Here is an 18,265-nt window from a genome sequence, read left to right on the forward strand (position 1 = left end):
GCGTCGTCCTTCACCGAAGTCCCGCCCTTCGCATGGAGGTACAAGGGGCACCGAAGGCCCCGGCACGGGCACACGGTAACCCCGCGATCTTCGTTTATCCACACTCAGGACAAAGTTCGTGCAATCCCGGTTATACCTATTGGCGAACCATGAAAAGAGGTCTAGCTTCAACCAGGTTGATGTCATGACCATGAGGGGTTGGGTGACTGACGACATGCGGCTCACACCGCGTCAAAAGCCCTCAGCGGCGCGAGGGCCCGACAGATCCGGACATCACAGACCGAGCCGCTCGCGGCGTGCCTGGTACTCAGCCATGGCCGCCGGAGCACTCGCCGCAGGCTTACTGACCGGCCCGGCCGCCGCAGCGCGGCTCGACCCGAACGCCATGGCGGCGGCCCTGGACCTGCCGTCGCCGCCCGGCAGTGACGACGTCAAAGTGCTGCTCTTCTACGGCAGCGCCGCCGACGGTGATGAATCCCCCGTGGTGAACCCGGCCATCGCGGCCATCGAGAAGATCGGCCAGTCGGGTCCGACGGACCAGCAGTTCAGGGTGCAGGCCACGGACGACCCCGGAGTCTTCACCAACGCCAAGAAGATGGGCTCGTACAACTCCGTCGTCTTCCTCACCGGCGGCGGCGATGTGCTGGACCCCGAGCAGGAGGCGGGCCTCGAGGCGTACATGGAAGCGGGCGGCGGCTTCGTCGGCCTGCATGACGCGGCACGTGCGGAGCCGTACTCGGACTGGTTCACCGGCCTGATCGGCGCCCGGCCGGCCGCGGACAGCCCCGGTTCCGTCCAGCGGGCCACCGTCGAGGTGGGCGACCGGGTGAATCCGGCCACCCAGCAGCTGCCGTTGGAGTGGAAGCGCCCCGACCAGTGGTTCAACTGGCAGCAGAACCCGACCGGCACCGTGCACACCGTGGCGCGGGTACGCGAGTCGACGTACCAGCCGGGCACCGGCGCCAACGGCTGGGACCACCCGGTGTCCTGGTGTCGTGACTACGACGGCGGGCGTTCTTTCTACACCGCGATGGGCGGCACCGCGTCGTCGTACGACGAGACCGACTTCCGCAGCCATCTGCGCGGCGCCCTGCTGTGGACGACCCGTCTGGTGCAGGCCGACTGCAAGGCCACCATCACCGCCGACTACAAGGCCGAGCGGGTCACCAAGCCCAACCAGCCCGGCCAGAACGACCAGATCGGCGAGCCGCACGGGATGACCATCGCACCCGACGGGCGGGTGTTCTACATCGGCCGCGGCGGCGCGGACGCCGCACAGCCCGTGGTCACCGACTGGAACGACCCGAACGTCGGCCGCGGCAAGGGCCAGATCCACGTCTACGACCCGAAGACCGGTCAGGTCACCCTCGCCGCCGAGCTGGACGTGTTCGGCAACAAGGGCGGCGGCGACGAGCTCACCAAGATCGAAGAGGGTCTGCTGGGCATCGAGTTGGACCCCGATTTCGAGCACAACGGGTGGGTGTACGTCTACTACACCCCGTTCTCGGGGCTGAACCGCGAGACCCAGATGGACACCCGGCAGGTCTCCCGCTTCACCCTCGACCTGGCGACCAACAAGCTGGCCGTGAGCAGCGAGAAGGTGCTGCTGAAGTGGCCGGCCCAGGTGCACAGCTGCTGCCACGCGGGCGGCGGCATGAGCTGGGACTCCAAGGGCAACCTGTACATCGCGGTCGGGGACAACAACTCCTCGCAGTTCAGCGACGGCTACTCCGGCAACAACCCCGAGCCCAACTACCAGGGGGTCTCGTTCGCCGACGCCCGTCGCACGGCCGGCAACACCAACAACCTCAACGGCAAGATCCTGCGCATCCACCCCGAGCCGGACGGCACCTACACCCTCCCCGAGGGGAACCTCTTCACCGGCAAGGAGACCGACGAGGGCGGCGGCAAGACGCGCGGCGAGATCTACGCGATGGGGGTACGCAACCCGGCACGCATCTTCGTCGACAAGAAGACCGACATCCTCTACGCGGGCTGGGTCGGTCCGGACGCCAACGACCCGTCACCGACCTGGGGACCGGCCAAGTACGACCAGTTCGCCGTGATCACCAAGGCGAGCAACCGCGGCTGGCCGTACTGCATGGGCAACAAGCAGCCCTACCGTGACCGCAACCTGCCCGATCCGACCCAACCGCTGGGCTGGTACGACTGCGACCACCCGAAGAACGAGTCGCCCAACAACGACGGCCTGGTGAACCTGCCGCCGGTGACCGGCAACAACATCTGGTACTCGCCGCAGGGCGGCGCTCCCGACTACCCGAGGAACGCGGACGGCATCCCCTCCTACGACAAGGACCAGGCCACCTATCTGCTGCCGTGGCTCAAGGGCGGCGGCCAGGCCACCATGGACGGCCCGATCTACCACTACGACGCCGCCACCGCGGGCCCGAACGCCTGGCCCGCGTACTGGGACGGCAAGTGGTTCGTGGGCGACTTCTACGACCAGACCCAGCCGCGGAACGCCGTGATCATGGATCCGAAGACCATGGGCGACGGTGGGCTGCCGGTGCACTCGGAGTCCCTGAAGAAGATCATCCCCACCGGAAACGACGGCATCGGGAACCTGATGGACTGGGAGTTCGCCCCGGACGGCTCGCTCTACGTGCTGGACTACGGTCGCGGCTTCTTCACCTCCGACGAGCACTCGGCGCTGTGGCACGTGACCTACACGGGCGGCGCTCCGACCCCGGCCCCCGAGGACCTGGCAAGGAAGGCGCAGTGATGAGCGGCAGAGCACCCGGGAGAGCACCCGGGCACCACAGACCGCTGCAGCGGCAGCGGCAGCGGCAGCGGCACCAGCAGCGGCATCCGGTCGTCGTGCTGCTGGCCTGTCTGGCGATGGTGCTGGGCCTCGGTTCGACGGCCGCCTACGGGCGTACCACCGAACCGGCCGGCGCCGGCGGTGCGGCGGCCCAGACGCTGACCTGGACGGCAGGCGACAGCATCACCGAATACACCTCGGCGCCTACGACCGCGACGGCGGGCGCGGCGACCATCGTCTTCGAGAACAGCACGGCCACCGGCAACACCACCAACATGCCGCACACCCTCACCTTCGACGTCACCGACTCGCAGTACAACAACGACGTCAAGCTGAACCTCCAGGCCAGCCCCACCGACACCCAGGGCGGCAAGCACACCGCGGAGGTGACCCTCACCCCGGGCACCTACCACTACTTCTGCTCGATGCCCGGGCACACCTCCATGTCCGGCACCCTCGTCGTCACCGACGGCGGGGGCGGGGACGACACCACGGCGCCGGAGGCCTCGGCGAAGGTCGAGGGACAGCAGAACGCGGACGGGGCGTACGTGGGCTCCGCTTCGGTGACCGTCGACGCCACCGACGACGGCTCCGGCGTGGACACCGTCGAGTACGCGCTGGAGGCCGACGGTGCCTGGCAGCCGTACACCACCGCCCTGGTGATCGACCAGGTCGGCACGCACACCGTGCGCTACCGGGCCACCGACAAGGCAGGCAACACCTCGGCCGAGAAGTCGGTGGACTTCACGGTGGCGGCACCACCCACCGACGACACCACACCACCGGACACCTCCGGCACGGTCACCGGCGAGCAGGACGCCGACGGCGCCTACGTGGGCATGGCGACGGTGACGGTGACCGCGTCCGACACCGGTTCCGGGGTCAACACCATCGAGTACGCGCTGGAGGCGGACGGTGCGTGGCAGCCGTACACCGCGCCGGTGATGGTGCACGATCCGGGCGAGCACACGGTGCGCTTCCGGGCCACCGACAAGGCGGGCAACGCGGCGGCCGAGAAGTCGGTGGACTTCACGGTGGTGGCGCCACCCGCCGATGACACCACACCGCCCGAGGTGCATGCCAAGGTCGACGGTGAGAAGAACTCCGACGGCGCCTACCTGACCCGCGCCACGGTGACGGTGACGGCAACCGACGCCGACTCGGGCGTGGCGTCCGTCGAGTACTCGCTCGACGGCGGCCCGTACCTCGCCTACGCGGACCCGGTGGTGGTGGACCGCACCGGGGCACACACCGTCGCCTACCGGGCGAGCGACAAGGCGGGCAACACCAGTGCGGCGGCGTCGGTGTCGTTCACGGTGGCACCGGGCGGCGGTGTGCCGGGTCCGCCGTGTGCCGAGTACGACGAGCGCACGACGGTGTTCGTCGGCACCGTCGACACCGGGGTGCCGAACCGTGTGACGAACAACCGGTGCCGGATCAACGAACTCATCGAGGACGAGAAGGAGTGGACGTCCCAGGCACTGTTCCTCAAGCACGTCAAGACGGTCACCGACCGGTTGCTCGCCGACGGCGTCATCGACCAGCGCGAGTACCGGCTGATCAACAAGGCGGCGAAGCAGTCCGGCATCGGCACCCCGGGACACACCGAGGGCTACACGACCATCTTCGACGGCACCCAGAAGTCACTGGACCGCTGGGAGCAGGTCGGCGGCGGCTCGTTCAAGCTGAACGACGACGGCTCCATCACCAGCCAGCAGGCGGACAGCCTGGGCATGCTCTGGTACCCGGTTCGCAAGTACGGTGACTTCTCGCTGAAGTTGCAGTGGCGCGACGACGCGGCGGGTGACGCCAACGCCAACGGCGGCGTCTTCGTCCGGTTCCCCCAGGTGCATGACAACCCGCTGGAGCCCCGTCCGGAGTGGGTGGCCATCGAGTACGGCCACGAGATGCAGATCCTGGACAGCCCCACGGGCGACATGTACAAGACCGGTTCGGTCTACGGCTTCGACCGGGTCGGCCTCGCCGGCGCCAGGCCCACCCCGAAGGGCACCTGGAACGACTACGAGATCCGAGTGATCGACCAGCACTTCCAGTTGTACCGCAACGGCACACTGATCAACGAGTTCGACAACGTCGGCGGGCAGGTCTTCGAGCCCCCGCGGTCGGACGACCCGGGCACCGACGGACGGCGCTGGGACGAGGGCTACATCGGCCTCCAGGTACACAGCACGGCCGACCGCATCTCATACCGGGACGTCCGCATCGAGGACCTGTAGCTCACAACGCACCCCCCGCGCCCTGCAAGGGGCGCGGGGGCCTGCGCATCCTCGGCGCGGGGAGCCCCCACATCAGGAGGGCAGGAACCACACATCCAGGGCCGGCGAGCCCGCATCAGAAGCGCGGGAACCACGCGTCCAAGGGGCGCGGGGAACTGCGCGACCAGCCCCGACGAAACCGCCAGATCGCCACCGCCCCAGGGGTACCCCGAACCGGCCGAGACCACCGGCGTGCCGATGGAACGCACGAGGCACCCCAACTGCCCGCCAGGGCACAGGCCGCCCGCCAGGGCAAAGGCTGCCCGCCGGGGCAAAGGCCGAGCCGCACCCGCCCGGGACGGAACCCGACCAACCAGACCCGCGGACGTCAATCCGCACGCCGCGCCCGACTCGGCTGCACCCGCTTGGGCTCCCCCCGCACCTTCGGATACTCCGGCGGATACGGCAGATCGCCCAGCCCGTGGTCACGCTCGTCACGGCGGGCCAGCTCCAACAGCCCGTCCAGCACGTACCGCTCGTCGTCCATGCCGGCGTGCACATCGCCGAGGTCGGCGTAGCGGCGGGGCATGGTGGCCAGGTCGAAGTCCGCGGGCAGCGCGGAATCCAGCTCGTCCCAGCGCAGTGGCGCGGAGACGGTGGCACGCGGGCGGGGGCGGACCGAGTACGCGGAGGCGATGGTGCGGTCGCGTGCGGTCTGGTTGTAGTCGAGGAAGATCCGCGCGCCACGCTCCTCCTTCCACCAAGCGGTGGTGACCCGGCCCGGCATCCGGCGCTCCAGCTCCCTGCCGCAGGCGATGGCGGCCCGCCGTACCTGGGTGAAGGTCCAGCGCGGCTCGATCGGCACGAAGACGTGCAGCCCCCGTCCGCCGGAGGTCTTCGGCCAGCCGTGCAGCCCGTTCTCCTCCAGGACCATTCGCAGCTCGTGGGCGGCCCGCACGGCGTCGGCGTAGTCGGTGCCGGGCTGCGGGTCGAGGTCGAGGCGGAGCTCGTCGGGGTGCTCGGTGTCCGGGCGCCGCACCGGCCAGGGGTGGAAGGTGAGGGTGCCGAACTGGGCGGCCCAGATGACGGCGCCGACCTCGGTGGGGCACATCTCGTCGGCGAACCGGCCGCTGGGGAAGGTGATGTGGGCGGTGGGGGTCCAGTCGGGCAGGTTCTTGGGGGCGCGCTTCTGGAAGAAGGACTCCCCCGTGAGGCCCTCGGGGTAGCGCTCCAGGGTGGTCGGGCGGTCGCGCAGCGCGCGCAGGATGCCGTCGCCGACCGACAGGTAGTACTGGGCGACGTCCAGCTTGGTGAATCCGCGTTCCGGAAAGAAGATCCTGTCGGGGCTGGACAGCCGGATGGTGCGCCCGGCCGCCTGGAGCTCGATGGCCGCGCTCTTGCCGCCGCCGGCGCCTTTGCCACCGGCCCGTTTCCCGCCGGCGCTCTTGCGGCCGGTGCCTGCACCGCCGGTGCCCTCGCCACCAGGACCCTCGCCATGGGGGCCCTCGTCACCAGGGCTCTTGCCGCTCGTGCTCTCTGCACCCGCGGTGTCGTCACGCGCACGGTTACCGCTCGCACCCATGCCGCCACGGTAGGGGGGTCCGCCACATGGCGCATATTGGGGCCCATCGCGTGAACGAGGCATTCCCAGCGGAGGCCGATTCGAGCGTGCGGGAGGCAGAATCACAGACATGGATCTGCCGGTGATGCCCCCGGTGAAGCCGATGCTCGCCAAGTTGGTGGCGAGCATCCCGCCGGGGATGCACTACGAGGCGAAGTGGGACGGGTTCCGCACCATCGTCTTCCGTGACGGGCCCGAGATCGAACTGGGCAGCCGTACGGGTAAGCCGCTGACCAGGTACTTTCCCGAGCTGGTCGAGGCGCTGGCGGAGCGGTTGCCCGAGCGGTGCGTGATGGACGGCGAGATCGTGGTCGCGCTCGGTGGGCGGCTGGACTTCGATGCGCTCTCGGAGCGCATCCACCCCGCCGCGTCCCGGGTGCGGATGCTGGCGGAGCGTACGCCGGCCTCCTTCGTGGCCTTCGACCTGCTCGCGCTCGGGGACGCGGCGCTGCTCACCGAGCCGCTGACCGAGCGCCACGACCGCCTGGCAGCGGCCCTGGCCGGAGTGACTCCCCCCGTGCATCTGGCCCCCGCCACCACGGACGCCGCGCTCGCCGCCGAGTGGTTCGACCGCTACGAGGGCGCGGGGCTCGACGGGATCGTCGCCAAGCCGCTGACCTCGCAGTATCGGCAGAACGAACGCGTCATGTTCAAGATCAAGCACGAGCGGACCGCGGACTGTGTCGTGGCGGGCTACCGCTATCACAAGAGCGGCCCGGTGGTGGGCTCGCTCCTGCTCGGTCTCTACGACTCCCAGGGCGCCCTCCAGCACGTGGGGGTCTCGGCCGCGTTCCCCATGAAGCGGCGCGCCGCGCTGATCGAGGAGCTGGAGCCGCTGCGGATGACGTCGGCCGAGGATCACCCGTGGGCGTCCTGGACCGACGAGACGGCGCATGAGACCGCCCGGCTGCCGGGTGCGCCGAGCCGCTGGTCGGGCCGGAAGGACCTGTCCTGGGTACCGCTGCGGCCCGAGCGGGTGTGCGAGGTGGCCTACGACCACATGGAGAACGGCGTCCGCTTCAGGCACACCGCCCACTTCCGCCGCTGGCGCCCCGACCGGACACCCGCCAGCTGCACCTACACCCAGCTGGAGGAACCGGTCCGCTACGACCTTGCTCAGGTCCTGGGCACGCCACCGTCCGCCTGACGGCACGGCGCCGCGGCCCGCTACGCCACCGCTACGCGCCTTCGGGGGCCAACGCCGCAGGTGCGAGGGGGTTACGGAGGCCCTCCGCCGCATCCGAGACCCTGCGCAGCAGCTCGCAGAAGACCCGCTGCTCGTCGGCGGAGAGCGGGGCGAGGAACACCTGGTTCATCCGCGCGACGCGCACCGTCAGGCGGCGGTGCGTACGGGCACCGTCCTCGGTCAGCCGGAGCAGGAAGCGGCGGCCGTCCTGCGGGTCGCGTACCTTGTCGAGCAGGCCGCGCCGGCCGAGTCGGCTGATCACCTCGGCGACGGTCGAGCGGTCGAGTCCGACCCGCTCCCCCACGGTGCGCTGGTCGAGGCCCGGTTCGGCCATGAGGGTGTTCAGCACCGCGAACTGCGGCGAGGTGGTCTCCTCGGAGACCATGCTGGTCCACAGCAGGTAGTGCGCCTGCTGGAGCCGCCGGGCCAGGTGCCCGGGGTGGGTGGTCAGGTCCACCGCCGCCATGCGGTCCTCCGCTCGTATCGACGCGATCGCCGCATTGTCCCCGGGCCGGTCGACGCGACGCACCGCGGGTGGGTGCAGTGCCCTGGCGGCCCGCAGCGAGCCGGGAGCAAGCCGGGAGCGATCGAAACTTGATCGGTGCACGGATCATAGTGACCCACCTCGGACGAGATGTCGACAACCAGCCGTCGCCGCCCCCTCCATATCCTCGAGAACCGGAGAGGCATCACTTCGATTCCAGCTCAGGAGAGGTATTGACGGCTTCGCAGGTCCGGTGGCAGCGTGAGGTTCAGCCCGCCGAAACGCCCGGGTCGCCAACCAAATAGTCAGTGCCCTGATTAATTTTTCCCGCCGGAGGGAGCGCCGGTCGGCGGGGCGGGGCCGCACGGCCGTCCGCGCGGTATGCGGGGCGGCAGGCACCGGCGCTCGGAACAAGGGAGCTGCACGGATGGACAAGGTGGTCGCCACCGCCGCCGAGGCGGTGGCCGATGTCCCCGAGGGGGCGTCGCTCGCGGTCGGCGGTTTCGGCCTGAGCGGGGTGCCGAACGCGGTGATCCAGGCGCTGTACGAGCGGGGCGTGACCGACCTGCGGGTGGTGTCCAACAACTGCGGGGCGATGGACTCCGGGCTCGCGGTCCTGCTGGCCGCCGGCCGCATCGCCCGTGTCACCGGCTCCTACATCGGCGCGAACAAGGAGTTCGCCCGTCAGTATCTGGCCGGTGAGCTGGAGGTCGAGCTGATCCCGCAGGGCACCCTGGCCGAGCGGCTGCGGGCCGGCGGCGCCGGGATCCCCGCCTTCTACACCCCGGCCGGGGTCGGCACGCAGGTCGCGGACGGCGGTCTCGCCTGGCGCTACGACGGCCAGGGCGGCATCGCGGTGGCCTCGCCGCCGAAGGAGGTCAGGGAGTTCGACGGCGTGCCGTACGTGCTGGAGCACGGCATCCGCACCGACTTCGCACTGGTGCGGGCGGCCAAGGGCGACCGGCACGGAAACCTGGTCTTCGCCAAGTCCAGCCGGAACTTCAACCCGCTGGCGGCGATGGCCGGCCGGATCACCGTCGCCGAGGTCGAGGAGCTGGTCGAACCAGGCGCGCTGGACCCGGACGCCGTGCACCTGCCCGGCATCTTCGTCCAGCGCGTGGTGGCACTGACCCCCGAACAGGCCGCGGACAAGGCCATCGAGAAGCGGACGACCCGGACGGAGGGGGCGTAATGGCCTGGACACGTGAGCAGATGGCGACCCGGGCAGCGCTCGAGCTCGAGGACGGGCAGTACGTGAACCTGGGCATCGGCCTGCCGACGCTCATCCCGAACCACCTGCCCGAGGGCGTCGAGGTGATCCTGGAGTCGGAGAACGGCATCCTCGGCGTCGGCCCGTACCCGCGCGAGGACGAGGTCGACCCCGATCTGATCAATGCGGGCAAGGAGACCGTGACGGTACTGCCCGGTGCCGCCTACTTCGACTCCGCACTGTCCTTCGGAATGATCCGCGGCGGCCATATCGACGTGGCCGTGCTCGGCGCGATGCAGGTCTCCGAGCACGGTGACCTGGCGAACTGGGCGGTGCCCGGCAAGATGATCACCGGGATCGGTGGCGCCATGGACCTGGTGCACGGGGCCCGCCAGGTGATCGCGGTGATGACCCACAACGCGAAGGACGGCACGCCGAAGCTGGTCGCGGAGTGCTCGCTGCCGCTGACCGGCCGGGCCTGCGTCAACCGCATCATCACCGACCTGGCGGTGCTCGACGTCACGGACGGCGGACTCGTCCTCGTCGAGTGCGCGCCGGGTGTCACCAAGGCCGAGGTCCGCGAGCGGACGGCCGCCACGGTGACCGTCCCGGAGCAGGCCACCGGCGGCGCCCGCCGCTGACTCCCCCGTCCCCCGCCGCGGCGTGACGCACCTGGCCCCACCGGCCCCGATGCGCCCCTACGGCCCGGACGTCTTCGGTACTACCCCCAGGAATGCTCATGGCTCTCACCCAGTCGGACATCGACACGGAGGTCGCCGACCTCCGCAGCGCGTACGACACGGCACGCGCCGCAGGCGCCCCCGTCCAGCACCACCCGTCGCGCGACTACCGCCCCTACCGCAGCTCGGTGCTGCGCCACCCCCAGCAGCCGCTGGTCCCGGTGTCGGGCTCGGACCCGGAGACGGTGGAGCTGTCGGGCCCCGTCTTCGGCGTCACCGACATCACCGACACGGACAACGACCTCACCGTCCAGCACCCGGGCGAGCCGCTGGGCGAGCGGATCACCGTCTCGGGGCGACTGCTGGACGGCCGGGGCCGCCCGATCCGCGGGCAGCTCGTGGAGATCTGGCAGGCCAACGCCTCGGGCCGGTACGCCCATCTGCGCGACCAGCACCCGGCGCCGCTCGACCCGAACTTCACCGGCGTCGGCCGCACCCTCACCGACGACACCGGTCACTACCGCTTCACCACCATCAAGCCGGGCGCCTACCCCTGGCGCAACCACGACAACGCCTGGCGCCCCGCCCACATCCACTTCTCCGTCTTCGGCACCGCGTTCACCCAGCGTCTGGTGACCCAGATGTACTTCCCGGGCGATCCGTTGTTCCGTTACGACCCGATCCTCCAGTCGGTGACCGACGAGGCCGCCCGGGCCCGTCTGGTCGCGTCCTACCGGCACGAGCTGTCCCAGCCCGAGTTCTCGCTCGGCTACGAGTGGGACATCGTGCTGGACGGGCCCTCCGCAACCTGGATCGAGGAAGGCCGCTGATGTCCGACACCGCAGCTGTCGCACCCTCGTCGGCCGCGGCGACGTCCCCGGACGCCGCCCCGCCCGTCCCGACGTCGACGCCGCCCACGCCGTCCCACACGGTGGGACCCTTCTACGGGTACGCGCTGCCGTTCCGGGAGGGCGGCCGGATCGCGCCGGAGCGCCACCCCGACACGATCACCCTGCACGGCCGGGTCCTGGACGGCGCGGGCGATCCCGTGCCGGACGCGCTCCTGGAGTTCTGGCAGGCGGCACCCGACGGCTCCCTCAAGGGCGCGCCCGGATCGATGCGGCGTGACCCCTTCGACGGCGGTTTCCTCGGGCGCAACGGCACCGACTTCACCGGCTTCGGCCGGGTCGGCACCGACGCCGACGGCCACTACGTCGTGCAGACCCTGCCCCCCGGCAACCCGGGCGTGCCCTACATCAGCGTGTGCGTCTTCGCCCGCGGCCTGCTGCACCACCTGTTCACCCGCGCCTACCTGGTCGACGGTGACGTGGCGGGCGCGGCGGACCCGGCGCACGCCGCCACGTCGGGCGACGCCTTGCTGGACTCGCTGCCGGCGGAGCGGCGGCGCACCCTGCTGGCCCGGGCGGAGCCGAACCGCTCGTACCGGTTCGACATCCGTCTCCAGGGCGCGGACGAAACGGTGTTCCTCCAGTTCGGCTAGGTCCTGCCTCCGGGGAAGACAGGTCCCGCCGATCCCCGTCGGCTGGTCTCGGTTCCGGGCATCGGCCCCTGGTCGGTGACGGTGGCGCGCCGCGTCCTGACCGTGGCGAAGCCGCATGTATAACGGCCCCGCGCCCCTTGCAGGGGAACCCACGGGCGGCTCCCCCCGACGCCCGTGGGTTCCCCTGGAAGGGGCGCGGGGCCGGCCGGACCACCGGACGTCCGACCCGCCCCACAGGCAACTCGCCCGCGCCCGGCGCCGCGGGCCGCAGGCCGACACCCGACCCGATGGAGCCACCGTGACCAGCGCAGACCCCGACACCGGCCTCCTCTCCCCCGGGCGGGCCGGATCCGCCGCCGAGGCAGCGACGGGGGACACCGCCGTCCTCCAGGCGCTGCTCGACGCGGAAGCGGCGCTCACCCGCGCACAGGCGGCGTGCGGGCTGGCGCCCGCGGAAGCGGCCGACGCCGTGACGGCGGCGGCCGACGCGGACCGGTTCGACGCCCGGGACCTGGCGTTGCGCGCCCGCTCCGGCGGCAACCCGGTGATCCCGCTGGTGAAGGAGCTGACCGCGGCCGTTCCCGAGGAGTGCGGCGGATACGTGCACCGGGGCGCGACCAGCCAGGACATCCTGGACACCGCGCTGATGCTGGTGGCCGCGCGCACCCTCGACCTGATCCACGCCGACCTGGTCCGCACGGCCGACGCGCTGGGCCGGCTCGCCCGCGCCCATCGCGCCACCCCCATGCCCGGGCGCACGCTCACCCAGCACGCCGTCCCGACCACCTTCGGCCTGAAGGCGGCGGGGTGGCGGTCCCTCGTACTGGACGCACGGGACCGGTTGGGCGCCGTGCGACAGGCGCTGCCGTGCCAACTCGGCGGGGCGGCGGGCACGCTGGCCGCCTTCACCGTGTACGCCGCCGACGCGGGCAGCGCGGACCACGCCGGGGTCGACGCGTTGCCGGCGGCCTACGCGCGTGAACTCTCGCTGGCCGCACCGCTCCTGCCCTGGCACACCCTGCGCACCCCCGTCGCCGACCTCGCGCACGCGCTGGCCTTCACCGCCGCCGCGCTCGGCAAACCCGCCACGGACGTGGCCACCCTGTCCCGTACGGAGATCGCCGAGGTCGCCGAGGGCAGCCGGGGCGGCTCGTCCGCCATGCCGCACAAGGCGAACCCGGTCCGCGCCACCCTCATCACCGCGGCGGCCCGCCGCGCCCCCGCACTCGCCGCCACCCTCTACGGCGCGCTCACCGCCGAGGACGAGCGCCCGGCCGGGACCTGGCACGCCGAGTGGGAGCCGCTGCGCGAGCTGCTCAGGCTCACCGGCGGGGCGGCCCGGGACGCCGCGGACCTGGCCGAGCACCTGATCGTGCGCCCGGAGGCGATGCGCGCCCACCTGGACCTCACCCACGGTCTGATCGTCTCCGAGCGGCTGTCCGCCCGGCTCGCCCCGCTGCTCGGCCGCCACCGCGCCGGCGCGCTGCTCACCGAGGCGGCCCGGCGCGCCGACGCCGAGCAGCGCGCGCTCGCCGACGTGCTCGCCGACCTTCCCGACCTCGCCGGCCTCGGTCTCGACCTGGCCGAGTTGACCGACCCCGCCCGGTACACCGGCCGTGCGGAGGCCCTCACCGATCGCGCTCTGGAGCGCTCATGAACGACACGCTGCTGCACCACCGCATCGAAGGCGCGCCCACCGCGCCGCCGCTGCTGCTCGGCCCGTCACTCGGCACCTCCCTCGCCCTGTGGGACGGCGTGGCGCCCGAGCTGTCCACCACGCACCGGGTCATCCGCTGGGACCTGCCGGGGCACGGCGGGTCGAGCCCGGCGCTGATCGGACCGGGCGCCACCGTCGCCGACCTGGCGGAGCTGGTGCTCCGGCTCGCCGACGCGCTGGGCGTCGAGCGGTTCGGGTACGCCGGGGTCTCCATCGGAGGCGCCGTCGGCATGCACCTGGCGGTGCACCATCCGGAGCGGATCACGAGCCTGGCGGCGATCTGCTCCTCGGCACGCTTCGGAGAGCCGGACGGCTGGCGTGAGCGCGCCGCACTGGTGCGTGCGGAAGGCACCGGACCGCTGGTGGAGACGGCGAACTCGCGCTGGTTCACGCCCGGGTTCAGCGACCCCGGGCTCCTGGCGGACCAGCGCGCGGCCGATCCCGGCGCGTACGCGGCGTGCTGTGATGCGCTCGCCGGCTTCGACCTGCGCGCCGAGCTGCCCCGGATCGCCGTGCCGACGCTGCTCGTCGCCGGCCGCGAGGACCCGGCCACCCCGCCCGCACATCTGCGGGAGATCTCCGACGCGGTGCCCGGCGCCACGCTCACCGAGCTGGCCGGTGCCTCGCACCTGGCGCCGGCCGAGCACCCCGGGGCGGTGCTCGCCGCGCTGCGCGGCCACCTCGACGGCGAGCCGCGCAGCGGCATGGCGGTGCGCCGGGCCGTCCTCGGCGATGCGCACGTGAACCGCGCCCAGTCCCGTACGGACGACTTCACCACGCGCTTCCAGGACTTCATCACCCGCTACGCCTGGGGCGAGATCTGGACCGACACCACGCTCTCCCGGCGCGAGCGCAGCATGATCACCATGACCGCGCTGGTGGCCCACGGCCACCACGACGAGCTGGCCATGCACGTACGTGCCGCGCGGCGCAACGGCCTCATGCCGGAGGAGATCGGCGCGGTGCTGTTGCAGACGGCGGTCTACTGCGGGGTGCCGGCCGCCAACACGGCGTTCGCCATCGCACGGCGGGTACTCGCCGAGGAGTCCGGGGAGGCGGATCCGCCGGCCGAGCGTTCCTGACGGCATCGCCCTCCGTGCACCCGGGTACTCCTGCCGGGCGTACGTGGCCGACCAGGGTCCCGTATGCCGCTGCCTGACTCCGGCAGGACCTAGGGTGAAGAACGTGTTCCGCACGGAAGGAGCCGACATGTCCACCGTTCTGCTCACCGGCTCGACGTCGGGCCTGGGCCGCCAGCTCGCCTTCGAGCTGGCCAGGGCCGGTCATGTCGTGGTGGCCCACGGGCGTGACGGGCACCGCACCGCGCAGCTGGTAGCCGAGCTCGACGACGCCGGAGGCGAGGCCCAGGCGGTCGTGGCGGACCTCGCCTCGCTCGCCGAGGTGCGCGCCCTGGGCAACCGGGTCGCCGAGGCCCATCCGGACCTGGATGTGCTGATCAACAACGCCGGGATCGGCTTCGGCGCACCGGACGCGGGGCGCGAGGAGAGCGCGGACGGTCACGAGCTACGGCTGGCCGTGAACTACCTCGCGCCCGTCGCCCTGACCCGTGCCCTCCTTCCGGTGCTGCGCGCCAACACCCCCGCGCGGATCGTCAACGTCGGCTCGGCGGGACAGCTGCCGATCGACCCCGACGACATCGAGTTCACCGAGGGCTACGTGGGTGTGGAGGCCTACCGGCGCAGCAAGTTCGCGCTGGCCGCGTACACCTTCACCCTGGCCGAGGAGCTGGCGGGCAGCGGGGTGTCGGTCAACGTGCTGCATCCGGCGACGTTCATGGACACCGCGATGGTGCGCGAGAGCGGGGTCACGCCGCTGTCGTCCGTCCCGGAGGGCGTCGCGGGGGTGCTCCGGCTGGCCACCACCGACGCCGGCATCACCCACAACGGTGGCTACTTCGACGGCACCCGCCCCTCGCAGGCCCACCCGGACGCCTACGACCCCGACCTGCGCAAGCGGCTCGCCGCGGTGACGGAGCAGCTGCTGGCGTCCTGACGGCGTACCGGCCGGTGCGCTGCGCGGTCGCTGCGGGTCAGTGCAGGCCCCGTCCGGTCTCCAGGACCTCGCGGGCGCGGGCCACCAGCCCCTCGGCACCGCAGGCCCGGGCCAGCGTCAGGCCGCGGCCCAGTTCCGCCGTGGAACGCGCCGCGATGCCGTACTCGACGCGGGCCAGGGCGTGTTCGTAGGCGCAGGGCGACGCCTCCAGATAGGCCACGGCGCGCGCGTACCGGGTGACCCGGCGCTGGCCGGTCTCCAGGGCGGCTGCGCAGCGCAGTGCCTCGCCGATCGCGGTGTCGGTGCCGAACCGTTCGGCCTGCACCCGGGCGGTCGCGGCCAGCTCGGCGGCTCGGCCGGGGTCCTCGGGGGCCACCGCGCGAGCCAGGTCGGCGGCCCACGGCGCCATCACCGTGTTGTGCTGGCCGCGGGCGACCGCCACCTGCTCGGCCGCTTCCAGTGCGGCCACACCGTCCTTGGTGCGGCCGGCGGCGATCAGCAGCCGGCCGCGTACGGAGGGCGCGTCGGGCAGCACCACGGTGGATGGGTACGGCGGCGTGAACCCGTAGCGCTCCGCGATCTCCTCGGCTGCTCCGGTCCTGCCGCGGGCAAGCAGCGTGTCGATGAGCATGCACGCCGCGTCCCAGTGCATCGGCAGGCCGGTGCCGACCCGGTCGGCCAGTCGCAGCGCCTCCCGCAGGAACGCCTCGGCGTCCGGCAGCCGGCCGCGCCTGCGGTGCACGAAGCCGACGAAGGCGTGCGCGAGGGCGAGGTGGCCACCGCTCCAGCCCGCGCTCTCGTAGGCGCGCAGGGCCTCGGTGAACAGGCTCTCGGCGCGGTCGAGCCGGTCGGCGAAGAGATACGAGCTGCCGAGCATGGTGAGCAGCTCGAAGCCCCATTCGGTGTCGGTCCAGCCGAGGCCGGGTGCCAGACGGCCGTTGACCAGCGCGCGGTCGCAGAGTTCGACGACCTCTTCGGCGTTCTCGCCGCGTTTCGTCGCGTCGAAGGCGCGCAGGATCAGCAGCGCACGCTCGGCGTTGTCGCGGCCGGTGAGCGGTCCGGCGAGCGCGGCGAGCCGCTCGGAGCGATGGTCGGCACCGTCCTCGACACCGGCGTGGATGCTCTCCCACATGTAGTGCACGGCCTGCAACCGCAGGCGCGCCGGGCCGGGTGGCAACCGGGCCGCCTCGGCGTCGACGGCGGCGACCGCCTCCTCCAGCTGGCCGTTGTGGACCAGTGCCTGGGACAGCCGGCACACCGCGTCCACCCGCAGATCGCCGTCGAGCCCCGGACTCGTGAGCGCGTCCTGGAGGTGGCCGATGGTGGTGGCGGGCGAGGTGAGCAGGGTGGCGCAGCCCAACTCGTAGCGCACCTGGGCGTGCGCACCGGGCCGCGGCGGTTCGCTCAGGGCGCGCTCCAGGCAGCGGCGTGCCGCGTCGGGGGCGCCCACCGCGAGGTGTTCCCGTGCGGCCTCGCGCAGTTGCTCGACGAGTTCGGGGTCGTCGTCGGGGTGCACCTCCAGCAGGTGCCCGGAGGCCGCGGCGGCGCCCCGGCCGGTTTCGGTGAGGGCCCAGGCCGCCTGGCCGTGCAGCGCGGTGCGCAGCGCCGGCGGGATGGAGCGGTAGACGGCGCTGGCGATCAGAGGGTGGACGAACTCGAGCTCGTCGGGGCCCAGCCGGGAGCCGGACGTGTCCGGGCCCGGTCTCAGGATGCGGGCCGTGCACAGCCGTTCGGCGCAGCGTCTGGCCTCTTCGGCGCCCATGCCGGCCAGGGTCGCGGCGAGGTCCAGGGAGATCTCGGTGCCGAGCACGGCGGCGGCCCGGGCGAAGCGGGTGACATCGGTGCCGAGCCCTTCGAGCCGGGCGACGAGGCCGCGGCCACGGGAGGTGCGTCCCAACGCCCGCAGCTCGTTCGCCGCCGCCTCCACCGGCTCCAGCTCGCAGTCCTGCACCTTGGCGAGGAGTTCCACCGCCTCGTACGGGTTGCCGCCGGTGACGGCCCACACCTCACGGCAGAACGGGGCGTCGGCGTGCTCGCCCAGGCTGGCACGGGTCAGCTCGGCGGTCGCCTCGGGGGTGAGGGCGCGCAGGGTGGCGGTGGGGCGGGCGGCGGCTCCGACACGCTCGAGGAGGGTGGTGCCGCGGGCGGTGGCCTCGCCGGGGCGGTGCGCGACGGCCACGAGAACCGGCAGGGCGTCCAGGCGTTCGGCGAACGCGGCGAGCCACTGGAGGGACTCCAGGTCGGCCCAGTGCGCGTCGTCGATGAGCAGTACCAGCGGCCAGGTCAGCGTGGCGAGCCGGCCGACCGCGACGACCAGGCCCTCGCAGACGGCCTGCGGGTCGGGCTGCCGCTCGCCCGGCTCGGCGATGCCCAGCGCGGGCCCGGCGATCTCGAACCAGTCGCCGAAGCACTCGCGCGCCTCGAACGTGTCGAGTGCCAGCAGGGCGGGGGTCAGCAACTGCCGTACGACGTGGAAGGGTACGGAGGTGACGGTCTCGCCGCCGCGCGCGCTCCACACCGTGCACCGGCCTTCGGCCGTCCGGCGCACCGCGGACAGCAGCGCGGTCTTGCCGATGCCGGCCTCACCGCGGTAGACGAGCAGGCTGCCGGGGCCGTGGCGGTCCGCGCGGAGCCGGTCGACGGCGTCGGTGGCCTCGGCCAGTTCGACATCGCGCTCGAACAGCGTCGCTAAGGCGCCCTCCTGCCGGCCCTGTGTCATCCCAGTCCCTCCCCAAGGCCCGTCAGCACACGTGAACACACCATGAGACTAGCCCGGCACGGGACGTGGCGGCGGACCGCGAGACGTGATGCGGCCGGTGTGCACGAACCGCGGACATGGGCGCATAGGGGGTGGT

General features: G+C 72.2%; 13 protein-coding genes. 10 read left to right on the forward strand and 3 right to left on the reverse strand.

Annotated features, from left to right (window positions below; all coding sequences use genetic code 11):
• The first annotated feature begins 313 nt into the window (after positions 1-313).
• Positions 314-2,743 carry a ThuA domain-containing protein gene (locus tag NQO67_RS14940; protein ID WP_255950449.1) on the forward strand — a complete coding sequence of 810 codons (2,430 nt, stop codon included), beginning with the start codon at positions 314-316 and terminating at the stop codon, positions 2,741-2,743.
• A 116-nt stretch (positions 2,744-2,859) separates the two neighbouring features.
• Positions 2,860-5,019 (forward strand): OmpL47-type beta-barrel domain-containing protein, encoded by a 2,160-nt coding sequence (locus tag NQO67_RS14945; protein ID WP_255950715.1) that lies wholly within the window; start codon positions 2,860-2,862, stop codon positions 5,017-5,019.
• A 367-nt stretch (positions 5,020-5,386) separates the two neighbouring features.
• Here NQO67_RS14945 and ligD read toward each other — a convergent pair whose 3' ends face one another.
• A complete protein-coding gene (gene ligD / locus NQO67_RS14950; RefSeq protein WP_255950450.1) occupies positions 5,387-6,580 on the reverse strand; it encodes a non-homologous end-joining DNA ligase in 1,194 nt (397 codons plus the stop codon).
• Positions 6,581-6,689: 109 nt separating this feature from the next.
• Here ligD and NQO67_RS14955 point away from each other — a divergent pair, with 109 nt between their 5' ends.
• The gene (locus NQO67_RS14955; protein WP_255950451.1) at positions 6,690-7,766 is read left to right on the forward strand and encodes an ATP-dependent DNA ligase; all 1,077 of its coding nucleotides are present in this window, start codon (positions 6,690-6,692) and stop codon (positions 7,764-7,766) included.
• Positions 7,767-7,797: 31 nt separating this feature from the next.
• Here the strand turns inward: NQO67_RS14955 and NQO67_RS14960 are convergent, their stop codons facing one another.
• The gene (locus tag NQO67_RS14960) at positions 7,798-8,271 is read right to left on the reverse strand and encodes a MarR family winged helix-turn-helix transcriptional regulator (RefSeq protein WP_255950452.1); all 474 of its coding nucleotides are present in this window, start codon (positions 8,269-8,271) and stop codon (positions 7,798-7,800) included.
• Positions 8,272-8,716: 445 nt separating this feature from the next.
• Between NQO67_RS14960 and NQO67_RS14965 the strand changes: the two genes are divergently transcribed.
• The 7 genes from NQO67_RS14965 to NQO67_RS14995 all read left to right on the forward strand — a co-directional run bounded on the left by NQO67_RS14965 (position 8,717) and on the right by NQO67_RS14995 (position 15,410).
• Positions 8,717-9,481 carry a CoA transferase subunit A gene (locus tag NQO67_RS14965; protein ID WP_255950453.1) on the forward strand — a complete coding sequence of 255 codons (765 nt, stop codon included), beginning with the start codon at positions 8,717-8,719 and terminating at the stop codon, positions 9,479-9,481.
• A complete protein-coding gene (locus tag NQO67_RS14970; RefSeq protein WP_255950454.1) occupies positions 9,481-10,140 on the forward strand; it encodes a CoA transferase subunit B in 660 nt (219 codons plus the stop codon). Before NQO67_RS14965 ends, NQO67_RS14970 begins: the two co-directional genes overlap by 1 nt.
• 98 nt (positions 10,141-10,238) lie before the next feature.
• Positions 10,239-11,009, forward strand: a complete 771-nt coding sequence (pcaH, locus tag NQO67_RS14975) for a protocatechuate 3,4-dioxygenase subunit beta (RefSeq protein WP_255950455.1) — start codon at positions 10,239-10,241, stop codon at positions 11,007-11,009.
• On the forward strand, positions 11,009-11,680 hold the full coding sequence (gene pcaG / locus NQO67_RS14980; RefSeq protein ID WP_255950456.1) for a protocatechuate 3,4-dioxygenase subunit alpha: 672 nt from the start codon (positions 11,009-11,011) through the stop codon (positions 11,678-11,680). The genes pcaH and pcaG overlap by 1 nt, the downstream gene beginning before the upstream one ends.
• Positions 11,681-11,978: 298 nt before the next feature.
• The gene (gene pcaB / locus NQO67_RS14985; RefSeq protein WP_255950457.1) at positions 11,979-13,337 is read left to right on the forward strand and encodes a 3-carboxy-cis,cis-muconate cycloisomerase; all 1,359 of its coding nucleotides are present in this window, start codon (positions 11,979-11,981) and stop codon (positions 13,335-13,337) included.
• The gene (gene pcaDC, locus NQO67_RS14990; RefSeq protein ID WP_255950458.1) at positions 13,334-14,479 is read left to right on the forward strand and encodes a bifunctional 3-oxoadipate enol-lactonase/4-carboxymuconolactone decarboxylase PcaDC; all 1,146 of its coding nucleotides are present in this window, start codon (positions 13,334-13,336) and stop codon (positions 14,477-14,479) included. Before pcaB ends, pcaDC begins: the two co-directional genes overlap by 4 nt.
• Before the next feature lie 127 nt (positions 14,480-14,606).
• Positions 14,607-15,410, forward strand: coding sequence for an SDR family NAD(P)-dependent oxidoreductase (locus NQO67_RS14995; protein WP_255950459.1), 804 nt, complete (start codon positions 14,607-14,609; stop codon positions 15,408-15,410).
• Between the two features lie 37 nt (positions 15,411-15,447).
• On the opposite strand, the gene NQO67_RS15000 is transcribed toward NQO67_RS14995, so the two are convergent.
• Positions 15,448-18,129 carry an ATP-binding protein gene (locus NQO67_RS15000; protein WP_255950460.1) on the reverse strand — a complete coding sequence of 894 codons (2,682 nt, stop codon included), beginning with the start codon at positions 18,127-18,129 and terminating at the stop codon, positions 15,448-15,450.
• Positions 18,130-18,265 lie beyond the last annotated feature (136 nt).

It is taken from the genome of Streptomyces odontomachi (assembly GCF_024435355.1).
Classification (GTDB): domain Bacteria; phylum Actinomycetota; class Actinomycetes; order Streptomycetales; family Streptomycetaceae; genus Streptomyces; species Streptomyces odontomachi.